Origin of the sequence: Actinophytocola glycyrrhizae, from assembly GCF_042653545.1 — a bacterium.
Lineage (GTDB): Bacteria > Actinomycetota > Actinomycetes > Mycobacteriales > Pseudonocardiaceae > Actinophytocola > Actinophytocola glycyrrhizae.
Map to the genome: position 1 here is coordinate 425,567 of NZ_JBHSIS010000002.1, position 17,153 is coordinate 442,719.

At 69.8% G+C, this 17,153-nt stretch carries 15 protein-coding genes; 7 read left to right on the top strand and 8 right to left on the bottom strand.

What is annotated here, in order from left to right:
• Positions 1-18: 18 nt before the first annotated feature.
• Entirely contained in the window at positions 19-525 is a 507-nt protein-coding gene (msrA, locus tag ACFPCV_RS01980) for a peptide-methionine (S)-S-oxide reductase MsrA (RefSeq protein ID WP_378053807.1), read from the bottom strand.
• Between the two features lie 157 nt (positions 526-682).
• Between msrA and ACFPCV_RS01985 the strand changes: the two genes are divergently transcribed.
• Positions 683-1,045 carry an MmcQ/YjbR family DNA-binding protein gene (locus ACFPCV_RS01985; protein WP_378053809.1) on the top strand — a complete coding sequence of 121 codons (363 nt, stop codon included), beginning with the start codon at positions 683-685 and terminating at the stop codon, positions 1,043-1,045.
• Positions 1,032-2,045 (top strand): non-homologous end-joining DNA ligase, encoded by a 1,014-nt coding sequence (ligD, locus tag ACFPCV_RS01990; RefSeq protein ID WP_378053811.1) that lies wholly within the window; start codon positions 1,032-1,034, stop codon positions 2,043-2,045. Before ACFPCV_RS01985 ends, ligD begins: the two co-directional genes overlap by 14 nt.
• A gap of 386 nt (positions 2,046-2,431) precedes the next feature.
• On the opposite strand, the gene ACFPCV_RS01995 is transcribed toward ligD, so the two are convergent.
• A complete protein-coding gene (locus ACFPCV_RS01995) occupies positions 2,432-4,231 on the bottom strand; it encodes an ABC transporter ATP-binding protein (RefSeq protein ID WP_378053813.1) in 1,800 nt (599 codons plus the stop codon).
• 138 nt (positions 4,232-4,369) lie between these two features.
• Here ACFPCV_RS01995 and ACFPCV_RS02000 point away from each other — a divergent pair, with 138 nt between their 5' ends.
• Complete coding sequence (locus ACFPCV_RS02000; protein ID WP_378053815.1) at positions 4,370-5,599, top strand: NAD(P)/FAD-dependent oxidoreductase; 1,230 nt, start codon at positions 4,370-4,372, stop codon at positions 5,597-5,599.
• An 88-nt stretch (positions 5,600-5,687) separates the two neighbouring features.
• Entirely contained in the window at positions 5,688-6,821 is a 1,134-nt protein-coding gene (locus ACFPCV_RS02005) for an L-talarate/galactarate dehydratase (RefSeq protein ID WP_378053817.1), read from the top strand.
• A 214-nt stretch (positions 6,822-7,035) separates the two neighbouring features.
• On the opposite strand, the gene ACFPCV_RS02010 is transcribed toward ACFPCV_RS02005, so the two are convergent.
• Both ACFPCV_RS02010 and ACFPCV_RS02015 read right to left on the bottom strand, forming a co-directional pair.
• Entirely contained in the window at positions 7,036-7,188 is a 153-nt protein-coding gene (locus ACFPCV_RS02010; RefSeq protein ID WP_378053819.1) for a hypothetical protein, read from the bottom strand.
• Between the two features lie 111 nt (positions 7,189-7,299).
• Positions 7,300-7,794, bottom strand: a complete 495-nt coding sequence (locus ACFPCV_RS02015) for a nuclear transport factor 2 family protein (protein ID WP_378053821.1) — start codon at positions 7,792-7,794, stop codon at positions 7,300-7,302.
• Positions 7,795-8,051: 257 nt separating this feature from the next.
• Here ACFPCV_RS02015 and ACFPCV_RS02020 point away from each other — a divergent pair, with 257 nt between their 5' ends.
• Genes ACFPCV_RS02020 through ACFPCV_RS02030 form a run of 3 tightly spaced genes read left to right on the top strand, consistent with a single transcriptional unit; the run spans position 8,052 to position 13,078 of the window.
• Entirely contained in the window at positions 8,052-9,170 is a 1,119-nt protein-coding gene (locus ACFPCV_RS02020) for a sugar phosphate isomerase/epimerase family protein (protein WP_378053823.1), read from the top strand.
• Positions 9,171-9,195: 25 nt separating this feature from the next.
• Positions 9,196-12,519: a ThuA domain-containing protein gene (locus tag ACFPCV_RS02025; protein WP_378053825.1), complete on the top strand. Its 3,324-nt coding sequence runs from the start codon at positions 9,196-9,198 to the stop codon at positions 12,517-12,519.
• Positions 12,520-12,574: 55 nt separating this feature from the next.
• Complete coding sequence (locus ACFPCV_RS02030) at positions 12,575-13,078, top strand: DinB family protein (protein ID WP_378053827.1); 504 nt, start codon at positions 12,575-12,577, stop codon at positions 13,076-13,078.
• 65 nt (positions 13,079-13,143) lie between these two features.
• Here ACFPCV_RS02030 and ACFPCV_RS02035 read toward each other — a convergent pair whose 3' ends face one another.
• From ACFPCV_RS02035 to ACFPCV_RS02050, 4 genes are read right to left on the bottom strand one after another with little or no spacing between them, the layout of a single operon-like run.
• The gene (locus tag ACFPCV_RS02035; protein WP_378053829.1) at positions 13,144-14,439 is read right to left on the bottom strand and encodes a type 2 periplasmic-binding domain-containing protein; all 1,296 of its coding nucleotides are present in this window, start codon (positions 14,437-14,439) and stop codon (positions 13,144-13,146) included.
• A gap of 32 nt (positions 14,440-14,471) precedes the next feature.
• Positions 14,472-15,377: a carbohydrate ABC transporter permease gene (locus ACFPCV_RS02040; RefSeq protein WP_378053831.1), complete on the bottom strand. Its 906-nt coding sequence runs from the start codon at positions 15,375-15,377 to the stop codon at positions 14,472-14,474.
• Positions 15,374-16,282, bottom strand: a complete 909-nt coding sequence (locus tag ACFPCV_RS02045) for a carbohydrate ABC transporter permease (RefSeq protein WP_378053833.1) — start codon at positions 16,280-16,282, stop codon at positions 15,374-15,376. Before ACFPCV_RS02045 ends, ACFPCV_RS02040 begins: the two co-directional genes overlap by 4 nt.
• Positions 16,279-17,070 carry an IclR family transcriptional regulator gene (locus ACFPCV_RS02050; protein ID WP_378053835.1) on the bottom strand — a complete coding sequence of 264 codons (792 nt, stop codon included), beginning with the start codon at positions 17,068-17,070 and terminating at the stop codon, positions 16,279-16,281. The genes ACFPCV_RS02045 and ACFPCV_RS02050 overlap by 4 nt, the downstream gene beginning before the upstream one ends.
• Positions 17,071-17,153 lie beyond the last annotated feature (83 nt).

The window sequence follows — 17,153 nt, forward strand, 5'->3', positions numbered from 1 at the left end:
GAGCCGCAGCCCCGGCCCTCAGCCCTGCGTGTTCGCGGGCAGTGCCCACTCCGGGCGCACGTAGTGGCAGGTGTAGCCGCCAGGGTGCTTGACCAGGTAGTCCTGGTGCTCCTCCTCGGCGTCCCAGAAGGTGTCCGCGGCGGTCACCTCGGTGACGACCTTGGCAGGCCACTTGCCGGACGCGTCGACCTCGGCGATCGTGGCCTCCGCGACCCGCTTCTGCTCGTCGTCGAGGTAGAAGATCGCCGACCGGTAGCTGTCGCCGATGTCGTTGCCCTGGCGGTTCTTCGTGGTCGGGTCGTGCACCTGGAAGAAGAACTCCAGCAGCGCCCGGTAGGTCGTCCCCTCGGGGTCGTAGACCACCTCGATGGCCTCTGCGTGGCCCCGGTGGTTGCGGTAGGTCGGGTTGAGGACCTCGCCGCCGGTGTAGCCCACACGGGTGGCGACCACCCCGGGCAGCTGCCGGAACAGGTCCTCCATGCCCCAGAAGCACCCGCCGGCGAGAATGGCGCGTTCGGTCGTCATCAGTCACCTTCCCTTTCTCTGGCCCTACCCCACTCAGCGCGGACGACCGGGGCGTCCTTACCAGGAGGTGGGTCACCTCACAGTCATTCTCGCCGCTGACGCAACCCGGCTCGCGACGAGGCGCGTTTCTGTCGGTGGTGTGCGCCAGAATGGGCGGGTGGGTGTACCAGACGGACAGTTCCTGCGGATGGTCGACCGGTTGGCCGAGGTCGAGCGCGTGGGGGCACGGGACTACACGTCCTTCAGCGTGCGCGGGAAGCGGTTCGGCTACCACTGGCCGCGCACGAGCACGGCCGGGTTGAAGCAGACGCTGTCGGAGCAGGAGGCACTGGTCGCGGAGCGGCCGGACGTGTTCGAGGTGCAGTTCACCTCGGGCGGGTTCGGCTGGGTCGTGGTGTACCTGCGGGGCATCGACGCCGACGAGCTGACCGAGCTGGTCTACGAGGCGTGGCGGCTGTCCGCGCCGGACGACCTGGTCGAGGCGAACCCCTTGCGGCGGGTGTCCCGTGGCAGGCGGTGACGCCGAGGTCCTGGCGGTCGCTGGCCACGAGGTGCGGATCACCAGCCCCGGCAAGGTCTTCTTCCCGGAGCGGGGCGACACGAAACTCGACCTCGCCAGGTACTACCTGGCGGTGGAGCGGCCGCTGATGGCGGCCATGGGCGGGCGGCCGGTGCTGCTGCAGCGGTTCCCGAACGGGGTGGCGGGTTCGTCGTTCTTCCAGAAGCGGGTGACGCCGACGAAGGCCGACCCGTGGCTGACGACCACGCGGGTGTCGACCCCCAACGGCACCGAGGCGGACGCGCTGGTTGCGGTGGACCTGGCGCACGTGCTGTGGGCGGTGAACATGGGCTGCCTCGGGTTCCACGTGTGGCCCAGCACCGCGGCCGACCCCGAGCACGCCGACGAGCTGCGCATCGACCTCGACCCTGGCCCCGGCGTGACGTTTCCGATGATCCGCGAGGCGGCGGCCGAGACGAAGGCCCTGCTCGACTCGCTCGGCGTCGCGAGCTTCCCGAAGACCACCGGCAACCGCGGCATCCACGTGTACGTCCGGCTCCAGCCGAGGTGGGACGGCTACCAGGTCCGGGCGGCGGCGGTGGCCGCGGCACGCGAGCTGGAGCGGCGCCGACCGGACCTGCTGACCGCCGCCTGGTGGAAGGAGGAACGCGGCAGCCGCGTGTTCATCGACTACAACCAGAACGCACCGCACAAGACGGTGTTCGGCGCGTGGTCGGTCCGCGCCAACCCGCACGGCCAGGTGTCGACCCCGTTCACGTGGAACGAGCTGTCGACGATCGAGCCCCGCGAGCTGACCATCGCCACCGTGCCGGCCAGGCTCGCCGAGCACGGCGACCCGTGGGCGGTGATGACCCCGCAGTCACTGGACCCGCTGCTCGCCATGTCCGACCGCGACATGGCGGCGGGCCTGATGGACGCCCCCTGGCCGCCGGTGTACCCGAAGATGCCGAACGAACCACCACGCGTCGCCCCGAGCCGCGCCCGCAAGGACACGCCCTGACGCTTTCGGGACCGCCGATTCGGGGGTGGGTTCGTGTGCGGACTGTTCGATGGGATTGTCCTCGCCGGACGGGCAGGTCTCCGGGGTGGCCGAGGGGTGGCTCGGTTGCGGTTGGGGTTCGGGTCTGCCTGCCATCCCGTCGGGGTTGCGTGGGGTTGCGGGCCCGCTTCGCGGGGCCCGGTTTTGACGCTGTGAAGGGCGCCGACGGCGTGGGTGATGCCCTGAAAGGCGCGTTCAGGGCGCTCAGCGCCCCAAACGGCCCATTCACGACACTCGTCGTGCCGTGACACGGCACCGGGTCCGCCCCTGCGGGCGCCCGCTGGGTTGGCGGGGGATGTCCGACGCTTTTGGGACGCTCAACGACCTGAAAGCGCCTTTTCGGGGCGTTATCGGCTTGTTGTGGCGCGGTTGTCCGTGTCCGTGTCGTCGAGGAAACCGCCGGACTGGTGGCGCCACAGGCGGGCGTAGGTGCCCTGCGCGCGGAGCAGCTCCTCGTGGCTGCCCTGTTCCACGATCCGGCCGTGGTCCATGACGATGAGCCGGTCCATGCGAGCGACGGTGCTCAGCCGGTGCGCGACCACGAGTGCGGTGCGGTCCTCCATGATCCGCCACAGTGTCTGCTGGATCAGCACCTCGCTCTCCGAGTCCAGTGCGCTCGTGGCCTCGTCGAGCAGCAGAATCGGCGCGTCCCGCAGGATCGCTCTCGCCAGGGCGACGCGCTGGCGCTGGCCACCCGACAGCTTCACACCGCGTTCGCCGACCAGGGTGTCGAACCCGGAGGGCAGGGTCGCCGCGAACTCGGTGACGTGCGCGGCCCGCGCCGCCGCGAGTATCTCCTCGTCGGTGGCCGCCGGCCGGGCGAACGCGATGTTCTCCCGCAGTGTCCGGTGGAACATCGCCGGTTCCTGCGGCACGTACGCGATCAGGCTCCGCAGGTCCGCCTGCCGCAGCCGGGCGATGTCCTGCCCACCGACGCTGATGGTGCCCGCCTGGACGTCCATCATCCGCAGCAGCAGTTGGGTGAGTGTGCTCTTCCCGCCGCCGGAGCGGCCGACCAGACCGACCTTCGTGCCGCTGGGCACCTCCAGGTCCAGCCCCGTGAACAGCGGCGGTGCGCCAGGGTGCGCGAAACGGACACCGGAGAACCGGATGTCGGCCGGGCCGCGGCGCAGCGGCTCCGGTGTCTTCGGGTCGAGGACGGTCGGCTCGTCGAGCAGCAGTTCGGCGAACTGCGCGGCCTCGGTCAGCGAGCTCTCCAGCCGCCGGTAGATCTGGTTGAACTCGAACATGATGCGGGTCGCGCTGCTGTAGTACGAGAACGTCACGATCAGCGCCTCGACGCCGAGCCTGCCGCCGCCCAGGCCGATCGCGAGCAGCAGCCCCGCCACGTTGGTCAGCACCGACAGCGGCGCGACCACGGTGTCGATCCGCAGGTTCGCGTAGTCCCACGAGCGGATGGCGAGGCGCCGCTGCTCGGCGACGCGGCCGCGGTGCTCGGCCGCCTCCCGGTCCTCCGCGGCGAACGCGCGCACGGTCGCCATGTTCGTGAGGCTGTCCGCGACGTGTCCTGCCACCCGCGCGATCGCGGCCTCCCGCGCGTCGACGAGCGCCTGCCTGCGGCGCACGAGCGGCGCGATCACGAACCCGGTGAGTGCGAGGAGGAACACCAGCACGAGCACCAGCACCGGGTCGTACCGCCACAGCACCACCGAGGCGAAGGTCAGCGGCACGAGCGTCGCGAACACCGAGAACGCCATCGTGTCGACGAACTCCTCGAACCGCGACGCGAAGCTCAGCACCCGCTTGGTCAGCGAACCGGCGAAGTTGTCGTGGAAGAACGCGGCGTCCTTCGCGAGCAGCTCGTTCATGCCGAGCACGTACAGGTTCTCGATCCCGCGCCCGTCCGTCCTGTTGAGACAGTGCAGGCCGACGCGCCAGAACACCTCGGCCACCAGCAGCGCACCGGCGAACGCGAGCACCCACGGCAGCACGGCGCCGACCGAGGCCGGGGCACCGCCCGCGATCCGGCCCGCCAGGTCCGCGACGATCAGCGGCGCCACGTACAGCACACAGGTGCTGCCCAGCGCCGGCATCAGCAACGCCGGGACGGAGACCCGTTTCTGCCGGCCCAGCTCCTGCCGGTAGTAGCGCAGCGCGAGCAACACCGCGCTCTTGCGAGCAGCCACACGGCGCCCCTTCCGTGGTCCCCGGGCAACACGCCGGAGCACCATGCTGCCGGAGCGCCACGGCACGCGGCGACCGAATATCGTGCGGGAGTCGAGCGTCGGCGGTCAGCATGTGCGGTGGAAGACAGGAGACGTGCCATGAGATATGTGCTCGTCGGCGGCGGGGTCGCGGCCGCCGCGACGGCGGCCGCGCTGCGACGGCGCGGGTTCGACGGCGAGATCGTGCTCGTTGCCGACGAGCCGGACGCGCCGTACGAGCGCCCGCCGCTGTCGAAGGACGTCCTCGCGGGCGGGGACGTCGTCCCGGCACGCAAACCGGAGTGGTACGCCGACAACGGCGTCGAGCTGCGCCTGTCCACCCGCGCCACCGCCGTGGACACCGCCGCGCGCACGGTCCGGCTCGCCGACGGTGCGGACAGCGGCAAGAACAGTCGCAAGGACACTGGCGAGGATCTGCCCTACGACGCGCTCGTGCTGGCCACCGGCATGCGGGCCCGCAGACTCGCCGGCTTCGACGGCGACCGGATCCACTACCTGCGCACCGCGGCCGACGCCCGCGCGCTGCGGGCCGAGCTGACCGCCGCGGAGCGGGTCGTGGTGCTCGGCGCCGGGTTCGTCGGCTGCGAGGTCGCGGCGTCGGCGGTCGGGCTCGGCAAGCAGGTGACGATCTTCGAACCGGAGCCGACGCCGCTCGCGCGGGTGCTCGGCGCGAAGATCGGCACCGCAGTGCTGGACATCCACCGGGCCCGCGGCGTCGAGGTGCGGACTGGCGAGTACGTCGAGACGTGCGCACCGGTCGGCGACCGGTTCGTCCTCGACTCCAACCTCGGCCACCGCACCGAGGCGGACCTGGTGCTCGTCGGTGTCGGCGCGCTGCCCAACGTGGAGCTGGCCGCGCGGGCAGGCATCGCGACCGGCGACGGCATCCTCGTCGACGAGTTCGGCCGCACCTCCGCGCTGGACGTGTGGGCGCTCGGCGACGTCGCCGCCCAGAGCCACCACGGCAGGCGGGTCCGGGTCGAGCACCACGACAACGCGCTGCGGCAGGGCCAGACCGTGGCCGCGAACCTCACCGGCGAGGAGAAGCCGCACACCGACCCGCACTGGTTCTGGTCCGACCACTACGAGCACAAGCTCCAGTCCGTCGGCCGCGTCCGCGACCTGGACGACCTGGTGCTGCGCGGGTCGGTCGAGGAGGGCGTGTTCTCGGCGTTCTCCCTCACCGACGGGCGGCTCGACGGCGTGATCTCACTCGGGCGGCCCGGTGACGTGCTGGCCGTGCGCCGCGCGCTGCACAGCCCGCACTCGGTGACGGCCGACGAGCTGCGTGACGAGTCGCTGCCGCTCAAGCAGCTCCTGTCACGCTGAGACCTTCCGCGCACCCAATGCCGTTCAGGTATCGAGCAATGCGCAACAAGCCTTGGACAGGCATCACGCGACGTTGTTGCATGGTCGCATGACCTACGTCGTCCTCGACCGGATCTCGTCCGTGACGCTCTCGTCGGTCACCCTGCCCCTGCCCACCGGCGTCAGCGACGCGAAGGTGCTCACCGGCAGGCAGCGGCCGATGACCGAGGTCGCGTTCCTGTTCGCCGAGATCGCCACCGAGGACGGGCACCACGGTGTGGGGTTCGGCTACTCGAAGCGCGCGGGCGGGCCTGCCCAGTTCGCGCACGCCCGCGAGGTGGCGCCGGACCTGATCGGCGCGGACCCGAACGACATCGGCAGGCTGTGGACCGAGCTCGTGTGGGCGGGCGCGTCGGTCGGCCGCAGCGGCGCCGCGACGCAGGCGCTGGCGGCGATCGACGTCGCGCTGTGGGACCTCAAGGCCAAGCGCGCGGGCCTGCCGCTCGCGAAGCTGCTCGGCGCGCACCGCGACTCGGTGCGCTGCTACAACACCTCGGGCGGCTTCCTGCACGAGACGATCGAGCAGATCAAGGACAACGCCACCCGCACGCTGGAGTCCGGCGTCGGCGGCATCAAGATCAAGGTCGGGCAACCGGACTGGCGCGAGGACCTGCGCCGCGTCGCCGCCGTCCGCGAGCACGTCGGCCGGGACGTGCCGCTGATGGTCGACGCGAACCAGCAGTGGGACCGGCCGACGGCCATGCGCGTGAGCAAGGCACTTGAGGAGTTCGACCTCGTCTGGATCGAGGAGCCGCTCGACGCCTACGACGCCGAGGGGCACGCCGAGCTGGCCCGCGGACTGACCACCGCGGTCGCGTCCGGCGAGATGCTGACCAGCGTCGCCGAGCACCACGAGCTGCTCCGGCACCGCGCGGTCGACATCCTGCAGCCGGACGCGCCGCGCATCGGCGGCATCACCCAGTTCCTCAAGCTCGCGACGCTGGCCGAGCACGCGAACGTGGGCCTCGCCCCGCACTTCGCGATGGAGATCCACCTCCACCTCGCGGCCGCCTACCCAGCGCAGCCGTGGGTGGAGCACTTCGACTGGCTGTACCCGCTGTTCAACGAGCGCCTGGAGACCAGCGACGGGCGCATGCACCTGTCGGGCAGGCCGGGACTGGGCATCACGTTGTCCGAGCAGGCCCGCGCGTGGACGGTCGACAAGGCGCGCATCACCGCGTGAGTGAGCATCCCGAACCGGACTCTGAGGGGTCCCCCCGGACATGGGAAAACCCTGCGGTGCTGCCAGGTCGGGGGTCCGCCAGCACCGCAGGGCCATTCACCTCATCGCGTGGGGCCTGCCCGTCGTTACAGTCGGCCGACTGGGATGGCCCGCCCGCTGACGTCGAAGACATGCAAGCTGCGCCAAGCAGACGCAGTAGTCGAACTCCCGCGTCTCAGGAGGGCGTGAAACCCTCCTCGTTGTCCTTGTGCGCGGGCTCCGGCGGGGCTGTCGCGTCAGTCTCGGTGTGCGGTTGCTCGATGTCGCGGACCGCCGCCTTGGCTTCCTTGATCTTGCGGTCCACCTCGTCCAGGTCCGGGTCCGGCATCGCCCCTCCTCGGTCACGGAATCAGCCGAGGTGGGACTACCACACCGGTTGTCCGCGAAACCGGCACGTGGCGTGGCGGATCGACTACCCGCCGCCACAGACGTTCAATCGTCAACCTTCTCGACTTGCAACCTGTTCCACCGGCCAACGGTTCGCGGTCAAGCGGAAACTGGGCAGGTCGTCGAGCGACATCGTGGCTTCGTAGAGCCGCTCGTAGCCGGTGTGGGCGATGCGCCAGCGGCCATCGGCGTCGCGCCGGTAGCGGTCCTCGTAGTACGCCGCGCCGGTGATCACCACGCGGTGCGCCACGACGATCACGGTGTCCTGGAAGGCCCACCTTCCGGTCGCCGCACCATCCGCGATGTCGATCTCCGGCTGCGTGGCGAAATGTGTGGTGACCATGCCCGGACCGAGCTTCTCGCCCAGGAACGCCACGAGCGCGTCCCGGCCCGCGAAGTGGAGCGGACTGCCGTAGACGGGCGTGCCGTAGTCCGCGGTGACGTCGACGGCGAGGGTGTCCGCGAGCCCCTCCCAGTCCTTCGTGTCGACGCAGCGGAGGTAGCGGTGCTTGAGGCGTTTGATCTCTTCCAGGGCGACGAGGTCCATGCCGTCAAGCTTGCGCCGGACCGCATGACAACACAAGAACACGTTCTCTTTTGATCACGGTGACGACTTTTGCTGTTGATCAACGAAAGTATGCATGTATTCGCAGAAAGCGTGCGATACTTCACGCCGAAGTCTTCACACGGCTGTCACAAGCAGCCAACACCGGCCTCCACAGGACGTCAGTATCCCTTCGGGCTCAGCGCCCCTTCCCCTCCTCCGCCACGGCTGAGCCCTGTCCGCAGAAAGGTCATCTCTCCATGAGCGACAAGCACGACAGACCCACGCCCCGGTTCAACCGTCGTGACGTGTTCAAGGCGTCCGCGGGCGCCGCCGCGGTGCTCGGTGCCGCAGGGCTCCCCGTCCTCGCGACCGGCACCCCCGCGCTCGCCGACGACAACGGCCGCAAGAACGGTCACGGCAAGGGTCTACGCGTCGAGCCGCTGATCCCGTCCCGGAACCGGGGCATCATCCTCTACAGCGTCCGCGACCGGATCTCCGCCGCACCGGACGACAGCGGAGTCCCGTACGGCTTCGAGCGCGTGCTCGCCCGCCTCGCCGAGATCGGTTACAAGGAGATCGAGTTCGCGGGCTACAACCAGCACACCTCGATCCTCGGCCGCCAGATCACACCGCGCGAGATCCGCAAGATCCTCGACGACAACGGCCTCGTCGCGAACGGCACGCACACCCAGATCAACCCGGCCACGTTCGAGCAGCAGATGGACATCGCCCAGGAGCTGGGCATGCGCAACATCGGCACCGGCAGCGACCCCACCAACAGCGCGTACCAGTCGGACTGGGACGCCGCCGCCGACACGTGGAACGAGCTCGGCGCCAAGGCCCGCAAGCGCGGTCTGCGCCTCTACACCCACAACCACGACGCGGCCTACAGCTTCCTGCTGGACTCCGGCCCGCTCGACGCGAACGGCAGGCCGACGCGGTCCTCCGGCACGCGCCGCCTCGAGTACTTCTTCGAGAAGACCGACCCGCGCCACGTGTTCTTCGAGATGGACGTGTTCTGGGCCTACGTCGCCCGGTACAAGCACCACACCTACACCGACCGCCGTGGCAACCAGCGGACCGACCTGTTCGACCCGATCCTGACCGTCGCGCCGCGCACGACCCGGTTCCCGCTGTTCCACGCGAAGGACGGCAACAAGAACCCGGCCGTGGGCAACGGTTACGACATGGTGCCGCTCGGCGAGGGTGACATCAACTTCCAGCAGTTCTTCCAGACGATCGGCGAGCAGGACTTCCACCACGCCAACTGGGAGCAGGACAGTGCACCCGGTGGTGCGGCGAACCCCGGGCAGTCGATCGACTTCGCCTCGCTGAGCTACACCAACATGGCCGAGCTGACCATCTACAAGCGCTGACCACGAACAGAGCGTGGAGGGAACCATGGCAGTTTCCCGAAGACGCCGGTGGCTCGTCAGTGCCACCGGCATCATCGCGGCCGCGGCGCTGAGCGTGCCCGGCACCACCCCGGTCGCGGCGGAGCCCGCGACCGGGGACGTCCCCACCTCGACCGGCGCCGAGAACGGCCCGGAAGCACTCCGGTCCGACGCCAGGGCACCAAGGAACTACCGGGTCCTGGTGTTCACGAAGACCGACGGTGAGCGCCGCGCGTCGATCAAGGACGGCGTCGCGACCATCAGGACCCTGGCCAAAGCCAACCGCTTCCAGGTGACCGCGACCCAGGACGCGAGCGCGTTCACCACGGAGAACCTGGCGAAGTACCGGGCGGTGGTGTTCCTCAACACCACCGGCAACGTGCTGAACTCCGCGCAGGAGAGCGCGTTCGAGGGCTACATCCGGGCCGGCGGCGGCTACGTCGGCGTGCACGCGGCCGCCGAGACCGAGCCCGACTGGGACTTCTACCAGAACCTCGTCGGCACGAAGGTGTCCGGTGTCGCGAGCGTCGGCCGGGGCAACGTGGCCGTCGCCGACCGCGCGCACCCGTCGACCGAGACGGTGGGCAGGACGCTGACGCTGACCGAGGAGTGGTACAACTTCGCGGCCAACGTGCGCGGCAAGCAGCACGTGCTGGCCACGGCGGACGAGAAGTCGTTCACCGGTGGCGCCATGGGCTTCGACCACCCGGTCGCCTGGTGCCAGGACCACGTCGGCGGCCGGAGCTGGTACACCGGCCTCGGCCACTCCATCGAGTCCTACCGCAACGAGAACGTGCGCAAGCACCTGCTGGGCGGCATCCAGTGGGCGGCCGGTGTCGTCGAGGGTGACTGCGGCGCGACCGTGCTCGGCAACTACGAGAAGGTCACGCTCAACGACGAGCCCGGCGAGCCGATGTCCCTCGCGGTCCTGCCCGACGGGCGGGTCCTGCACAACACCCGCGGCGGCGAGATCCGGCTCTACGACCCGGCCACCGGCGCGAGCCCGGTCATCGCGACCGTCCCCGTCTACAGCCACGACGAGGACGGCCTGCAGACGCTGGCGATCGACCCGGACTACGAGACCAACAAGTGGGTCTACATCTACTACTCACCAAAGTTGAACACCCCGGTCGACGACCCGTCGACGCCGGGCGTCAACGAGGGTGACGCGCCGCTGTCCAGCACCGACCCGACGGTGTGGGAGAAGTTCAAGGGCTACAACCAGCTCTCGCGCGTGAAGATGGTGGACACCCCGGCGCCGCACCTGGACATGGCCACCGAACAGCAGATCATCCGGGTGGCCGCCGACCGCGGCATCTGCTGCCACGTCGCGGGCAAGGTCAAGTTCGACGGCAAGGGCAACCTGTACCTGATCACCGGTGACGACACCAACGCGGGCGGGTCGGACGGCTTCACGCCGATCAACGACGGGCCGAACGCGGCACCGGCGCTGGATGCGCGCCGTTCGTCGGCCAACACCAACGACCTGCGCGGCAAGCTGTTGCGGATCAAGGTGAGGGCCAACGGGACCTACACGAGCCCGAAGGGCAACCTGTTCCCCGAGGCGGAGGACCACGACGACAAGACCCGTCCGGAGATCTTCCTGATGGGCCTGCGCAACCCGTTCCGGTTCGATGTGGACTCGTCGGGCCGGGTGTACGTCGCGGACTACTCCCCCGACTCGCGCACCGCGAACCCGGCGCGGGGACCGGAAGGCACCGGCCGCTGGTTCAGCACGAACAAGGCGGGCAACTGGGGCTGGCCCCTGTGCGTCTCGCCGAGCCTGCCGTACTTCGACTACGACTTCGACACGAGGACACCGGGCTCGGCGTTCAACTGCGGCGCTCCGGTGAACGACTCGCGGCACAACACGGGCAGACGGGTTCTGCCCGCGGTGCAGCAGGCGCAGTTCTGGTACACGTACGAGGCGCGGACACCGTGCCCCGGCACCTACCTGGACAACCCGCCGACCACGTGCGACTTCAAGTGGCCGGTGATCGGCACCGGCGGCGTTGGTCCGCACGGTGGACCGATCTACTCCTACGACGACGAGTCCGCTTCCGGGACGAAGTTCCCGGAGTACTACCAGGACTCGGTGGTGTTCGGCGAGTTCACCAGGGACAAGCTGTTCATGATGCGCACCGACGGGAAGGGCAACCTGACCGGGGTGGAGCAGTTCCTGCCCGGGTTCGTGTTCGACAACCCGATGGAGATGGAGTTCGGGCCGGACGGCAGCCTGTACGTGCTCGAGTACGGCGACGGGTTCTTCCGCCCCAACCCGGACGCGCAGCTGTCGGTGATCCGGTACGTGAAGGGCACCCGATCGCCGGTCGCGGTCACGGACGCCACACCAACCTCGGGCACGGCGCCGCTGACCGTGTCGTTCGACAGCACGGGCAGCCACGACCCGGACCCGGGTGAGTCCATCTCGTACGCGTGGGACTTCACCAACGACGGGACCGTCGACTCGGCGGACCCGGTCACGTCCCACACCTACACGGCGAACGGGACCTACACCGCGAAGCTCACGGTGACGGACTCGAGCGGCAAGACCGCGGTGCTGACCCGCGTCATCACGGTCGGCAACACCGCACCGACGGTGGCGGTCGTGTCGCCGGTCGCGGGGTCGTTCTTCGACTGGGGCGACACCGTCCCGTTCGAGGTGGCGGTCACCGACCCGGAGGACGGCGCGATCGACTGCTCGCGGGTGACCGTGACGTTCGTGCTCGGCCACGACGGCCACGGGCACGGCGACGCGTCGACGACGGGCTGCACCGGCGTCCTGCCGAGCCCGGAGGACGGCGCCGACCACGCGGGTGGCTACCTGTATGGCGGGATCAGCGCGCAGTACACCGACCTCGGCGGCGGCGGTCAGGCTCCGCTGACGACGATCGGGCAGACCGTCATCCAGACGCCGCGCCAGCAGGCGGAGTTCGCACAGGTGCGGCAGGGCGTCGAGATCGCGAACACCTCGGACACCGGCGGTGGGCAGCAGGTCGGCGCCATCGACAACGGTGACCTGATCGCGTTCGACCCGATCAACCTGGGCGACGCGACGGCGGTGACGTTCCGGCACTCGGGTGGGTCGGCCGCCACGGTCGGCCAGCCGAGGGCGGCGGTGGAGCTGCGGCTCGACTCGCCGACCGGACCGCTGGTCACGACGGCGACGCTGGCCGCGACGAGCGGGAACAACGCGTGGGCGAGCCAGACCGTGCCGGTCGCCCAGCCGGCCGGCGGGCACCGGCTCTACCTCGTGTTCCGTTCCGTCACGGGTGGACCCGCCACGGGATTGGTCAACCTGAACTGGGTGGAGTTCACCCCGGCGGGCTGACCAGGGGTTGATGCGGGGGCCGGTGCACGCACCGGCCCCCGTACCCTTTCCACACGTGATCGAACGCCCTGAGCCGCCGTTGACCGGCGGCGAACGCGAGACCCTCCGCACCTTTCTCGACTTCCACCGCGCCACGCTCGCGATGAAGTGCGATGGGCTCTCGGACGACGACCTGCGCACCCGGTCCATGCCACCGTCCACGTTGACCCTGCTGGGTCTGGTGCGGCACATGGCTGAGGTCGAGCGCACGTGGTTCCGCAAGGTGATCAACGGCGAGGACCTGCCGCTGGTGTGGTCGGCCGACGGTGACTACCAGGTCGCCTACGACGCCTCGGCCGGCACGCGGGCGGAGGCGTTCGCCGCGTGGGAGACCGAGGTCGAGCACGCCCGCCGCATCGAGCGGGAGGCGGAGTCCCTCGACGTCACCGCGTACAACCCGCGCTGGGCGGCGGACGTCTCGCTGCGACTGGTGATGCTGCACCTGATCCACGAGTACGCCCGCCACAACGGCCACGCCGACCTCCTGCGCGAGGGCATCGACGGCGTCACCGGCGCGTGATCACCTCTCGGCGGCGAGCAGGACGGTCAGCTGCGTGACCATGCGCGCGAGGGTCGCGTCGCCGGCTACTTGACCAGCGCCTGGACCTGCTCGCCCGCCGTCCTCATCGCGTCGGCGGGTGACGAGCTGCCGATCAGCACGGCCTGCACCTGCTCGGCGATCACCGTCTCCATCTGCGCGTACTCGGGGAACCGCCAGAACGGGTTCTGGCTCGCGGTCTTCGTGATCTTCTCGCTGAACGCCTTCGTGAACGGGTCGTTCGCCACGGCGGAGGACGCGAGGCCCTTCTCCGTCGTCGGGGGCAGCGCCAGCTTGGCGAACAGCTCGTCGGTGGCGGCCTGGTCGGAGGTCATCCACGTGGCGAACGACGTCGCCGTGTTGGCGGCCACACCCTCGACCACGACGATCACGTGGCCCCACAGCTGTGCCTGCGGGTCGTCACCCGACTTGAGCACCGGGCGGGCGACCGGTTCGAGCTTGTCGGCCAGCGCCGGGTCCGGCGAGTCCTTCACGACCGTGCCCTTGCCGACGATCGCGTCGTCGTAGATCGCGGCCCGGCCCTGGCTGAACAGGGCGCGCGCGTCGAACCGGTCCACGTCCGGGGCGATCAGCTTCTGGTCGTACAGCTTCTTGTACCAGGCGACCGCCTCGACCGACGCGTCGTCGCCGATCGTGACCGTGTCCCCGTCGAGCAGGGGGCTGCCGAACGTCTTCATCCAGAACAGGATGTCCTTGAGCTGAGCCACCTTCGTCGACGCGGCGTAGGGCACCACACCGCCGCCGAGGCCCTTCAGCTCGACCAGTGCCGCCTCGAAGTCCTCGATCGTCTCCGGGAACTCCGTGATGCCCGCACGCGACAGCAGCTCGGAGTTGGCGACCAGGCCGATCGCGCCCGTCGTCCACGGCAGACCCAGCTGCTTGCCCTGGTACTTCCCGGATTCCAGCGCGGTTTCGGTGTAGCCGCCGTCCTTCGCCGCGTCGCCGAGGTCACGCAGCTTGCCCAGCGACGCGAGCGCACCGAGCCACGCGATGTCGAGCTGCGCGGCGCCGACGAGCTTGTCGCCCCGCACCTGCAGCGTCAGCTGGTTGAGGTACTCGTTGTACGGGTAGGAGATCCCGTCGACGGTCAGGCCGTCCTTGGCGCTGATCGTGTCGATCATGCCCTGCACGACCGGCTTGCCCGCCTCCTCGTTCAACGTCCACGACGCGAACGAGAACGTCTTCTCGTCGGCCCTCGGGTCGTCGGCGGCGAGCGGCGCGGTCTCCTTCGGCGCGGGTGCGCACGCGGCGAGCCCAGCGGCGCCGAGCCCGGCCGCGCCGAGGATCTGGAGCATGCGGCGACGGCTGTAGGCGGTAGTCATCAGTGACCTCCGGGGAAGAGAAACGGGGTGGGTCAGCCCTTGACGGCACCGGCGGTGAGGCCGCCGACCAGGAAGCGCTGCAGGGCGATGAACGCGATCACGACGGGCAGTGACACGACGAGCGAGGCGGCCATCAGCTCCGGCCACGCCGTCTGCGCCTCGCCGAGGTAGGTGTTGGCGAGACCGGGAGGAAGGGTTTGCTTGTCCGGGCCCGCGAGGGTGAGGGCGAAGATGAAGTCGTTCCAGCCGCGGACGAACGCGAACAGTCCGGCGGCCACCAGACCGGGACCGGACAGCGGCACGATCACCGAGTGGATGATCCGCAGCTGGGAGGCGCCGTCGACGCGGGCGGCCTCGATCAGCGAGTCCGGGATGGTGTCGAAGAACCCCTTCAGCATCCACACGCACAGCGGCAGCGTGAACGTGGTGAACGACAGCACCAGCGCCGTGTAGGTGTTGAGCAGGTCGTAGGCGTCGAACACCGCGTACAGGGTCACGAGCAGCAGTGCCTGCGGGAACATCTGCGACGACAGCACGAGGTACATCAGCGACCGGCGGCCGCGGTAGCGGTACTTCGAGAACGAGTACGCCATGTACGCCGACACGACGACCGACAGCACGGCGGTGACGCCGGAGACGATCGCGCTGTTCACCAGGTAGTCGAACAGCTGCGAGTTCCCGGCGAGCGACGCGAAGTGCTCGAAGGTGACCTCGGTCGGGAACAGCGCGGGCGGGTAGGCGAACACCTTCCCGTCCGGTGTGAGCGCGGTCGTCAGCATCCAGTACACCGGCAGCAGGGCGAACCCGCCGAACACGACGATCGTCGCCAGGGCCGCGATCCGCACGCCGGGCCGTTCGCGGTCCAGGGGCGAACGGCGGCGGGGCCTGGCCTCGGTCTCCGCCGGGGCGAGCACCGGGCTGTCCACTGTGGTCGTCATGCCTTCTCCTCCCGGTCCACCACGCGGAGGTAGCCGACGACGAGCACGAGCAGCAGCAGCATCCACAGCAGACCGATGGCGCCGGCGCGGCCGAGGTCGTGTCCCTTGTAGAAGGTGTCGTACACGGCGACGGCGAAGGTCTCCGTGGTCCCGGCCGGACCGCCGCCGGTCATCACGTAGATCGTGTCGAAGTGCTGGAAGTTCCAGATCAGCTCCAGCAGCAGCACCAGCCCGATGATCCCGCGCAGGTGCGGCACGGTGACCGCCCGGAACCGGCGGATCGTGCCCGCGCCGTCGACCTGGGCCGCCTCGTGCAGCTCGGGTGGCACGGTCTGCAGGCCGGCCAGGAGCATCACCATCATCCACGGGAAACTGGCCCACGTCTTGGCGATGATCACCGCCGCCATCGCGGTGCCGGGACTGGACAGCCACGCCTGCGGCTCGTCGACGATCCCCAGCGTCTCCAGCACGCCGTTGGCGACGCCGTAGTTCGCGTTGAAGATCCACATCCAGAGGAACGACGTGACCACCGCGGGCACCAGCCACGGCAACAGGAACGCCCCTCGCAGGAAGCCGCGGCCTGAGATGCGGGTGTTGAGCGCCAGCGCGAGCGCGAACCCGATGACGAAGGGCACGACCGTGGTGCCGACCGTGAACACGAGCGTCTGCGACAGCAGCGGGAGGAAGTCGGAGCGGAGGACCGCGGTGATGTTCGCCAGCCCGACGAAGCGGCGGCCCGGCGCGACGAGGCTCTGTTCGAAGAAAGCCGTGACCAGCGAGGAGATCAGCGGATAGAGCACGACCGCGACGAGCAGCGCGAGCCCGGGCAGCACCAGGAGGATCGCGAACGCGCCGCCGGACAGCCCCTTCGCCGGGGTGCCCTGCCTGCGGGTGACCGTGGTCATGACCGGCTCGCGGGGGCGTGGACCGGGCCAAGGTAGCCGAGGCCGACGCTGATGGCGTCCGCCACCTCGATGACGCGGCGGGCCAGCTCCTCCTCGCGGCGCTCCAGGTCCATGGCGGACAGGGGCCCGGAGATGGAGATGCCCGCGACGACGCTGCCGGTGCGGTCCAGGATCGGCGCGGCGACGCACGCCCTGCCCAGCGCCAGCTCCTCGACCTCGGTGGCGTAGCCCTGCGTCCGCACCTGCTCGACGATCCGGTCCAGCTCGTCGTGGGTCGCCGCGGTGTTCGGGGTGTAGCGGTGCAGGTCCTCGCCGAGCAGGGCCCTGCGGTCGGGCACGCCCAGCAGGAGGCACTTGCCGATGCCCGTGGCGTGCAACGGGTTGCGCTGTCCCATGAGGACGAACGACTTCGGGGCGAGCTTCCCCTCGAAGTTGCACAGGTAGAACATGGTGTCGTCGCGGCGTTCGGCCACGTTGGCGCCGAGACCGAGCGTGTGGGCCAGGTCCTGGGTGCGCTGCCGGGCCTCGCGGTGCACCGGGTGCTGGTTGACGGCGACCCCGGCGAGTGTGATCAGCGCGGGCCCGAGCCGGTACAGCCCGCTCACCGGGTCGCGCTCGACGTAGGAGATCTGCTCCAGCGTGGCGAGGAGCCGGGACGCGGTGGACTGGCCGAGCCCGGAGTGCTTGGCCACGTCGGACACCCGCAGTTCCGCACGTCCCTCCAGGAACGCGCCCAGCACGGAGGCTGCGCGTTCGACGCTCTGGTTGGTGCCTGCTTCGGCGGCCACGGCGGGGACTCCTCACTTGAAACGCTCTCGCAACATGTGCGACTCTTGCGCACATGTTGGCCACCGTCAAGCACATGTTGGGA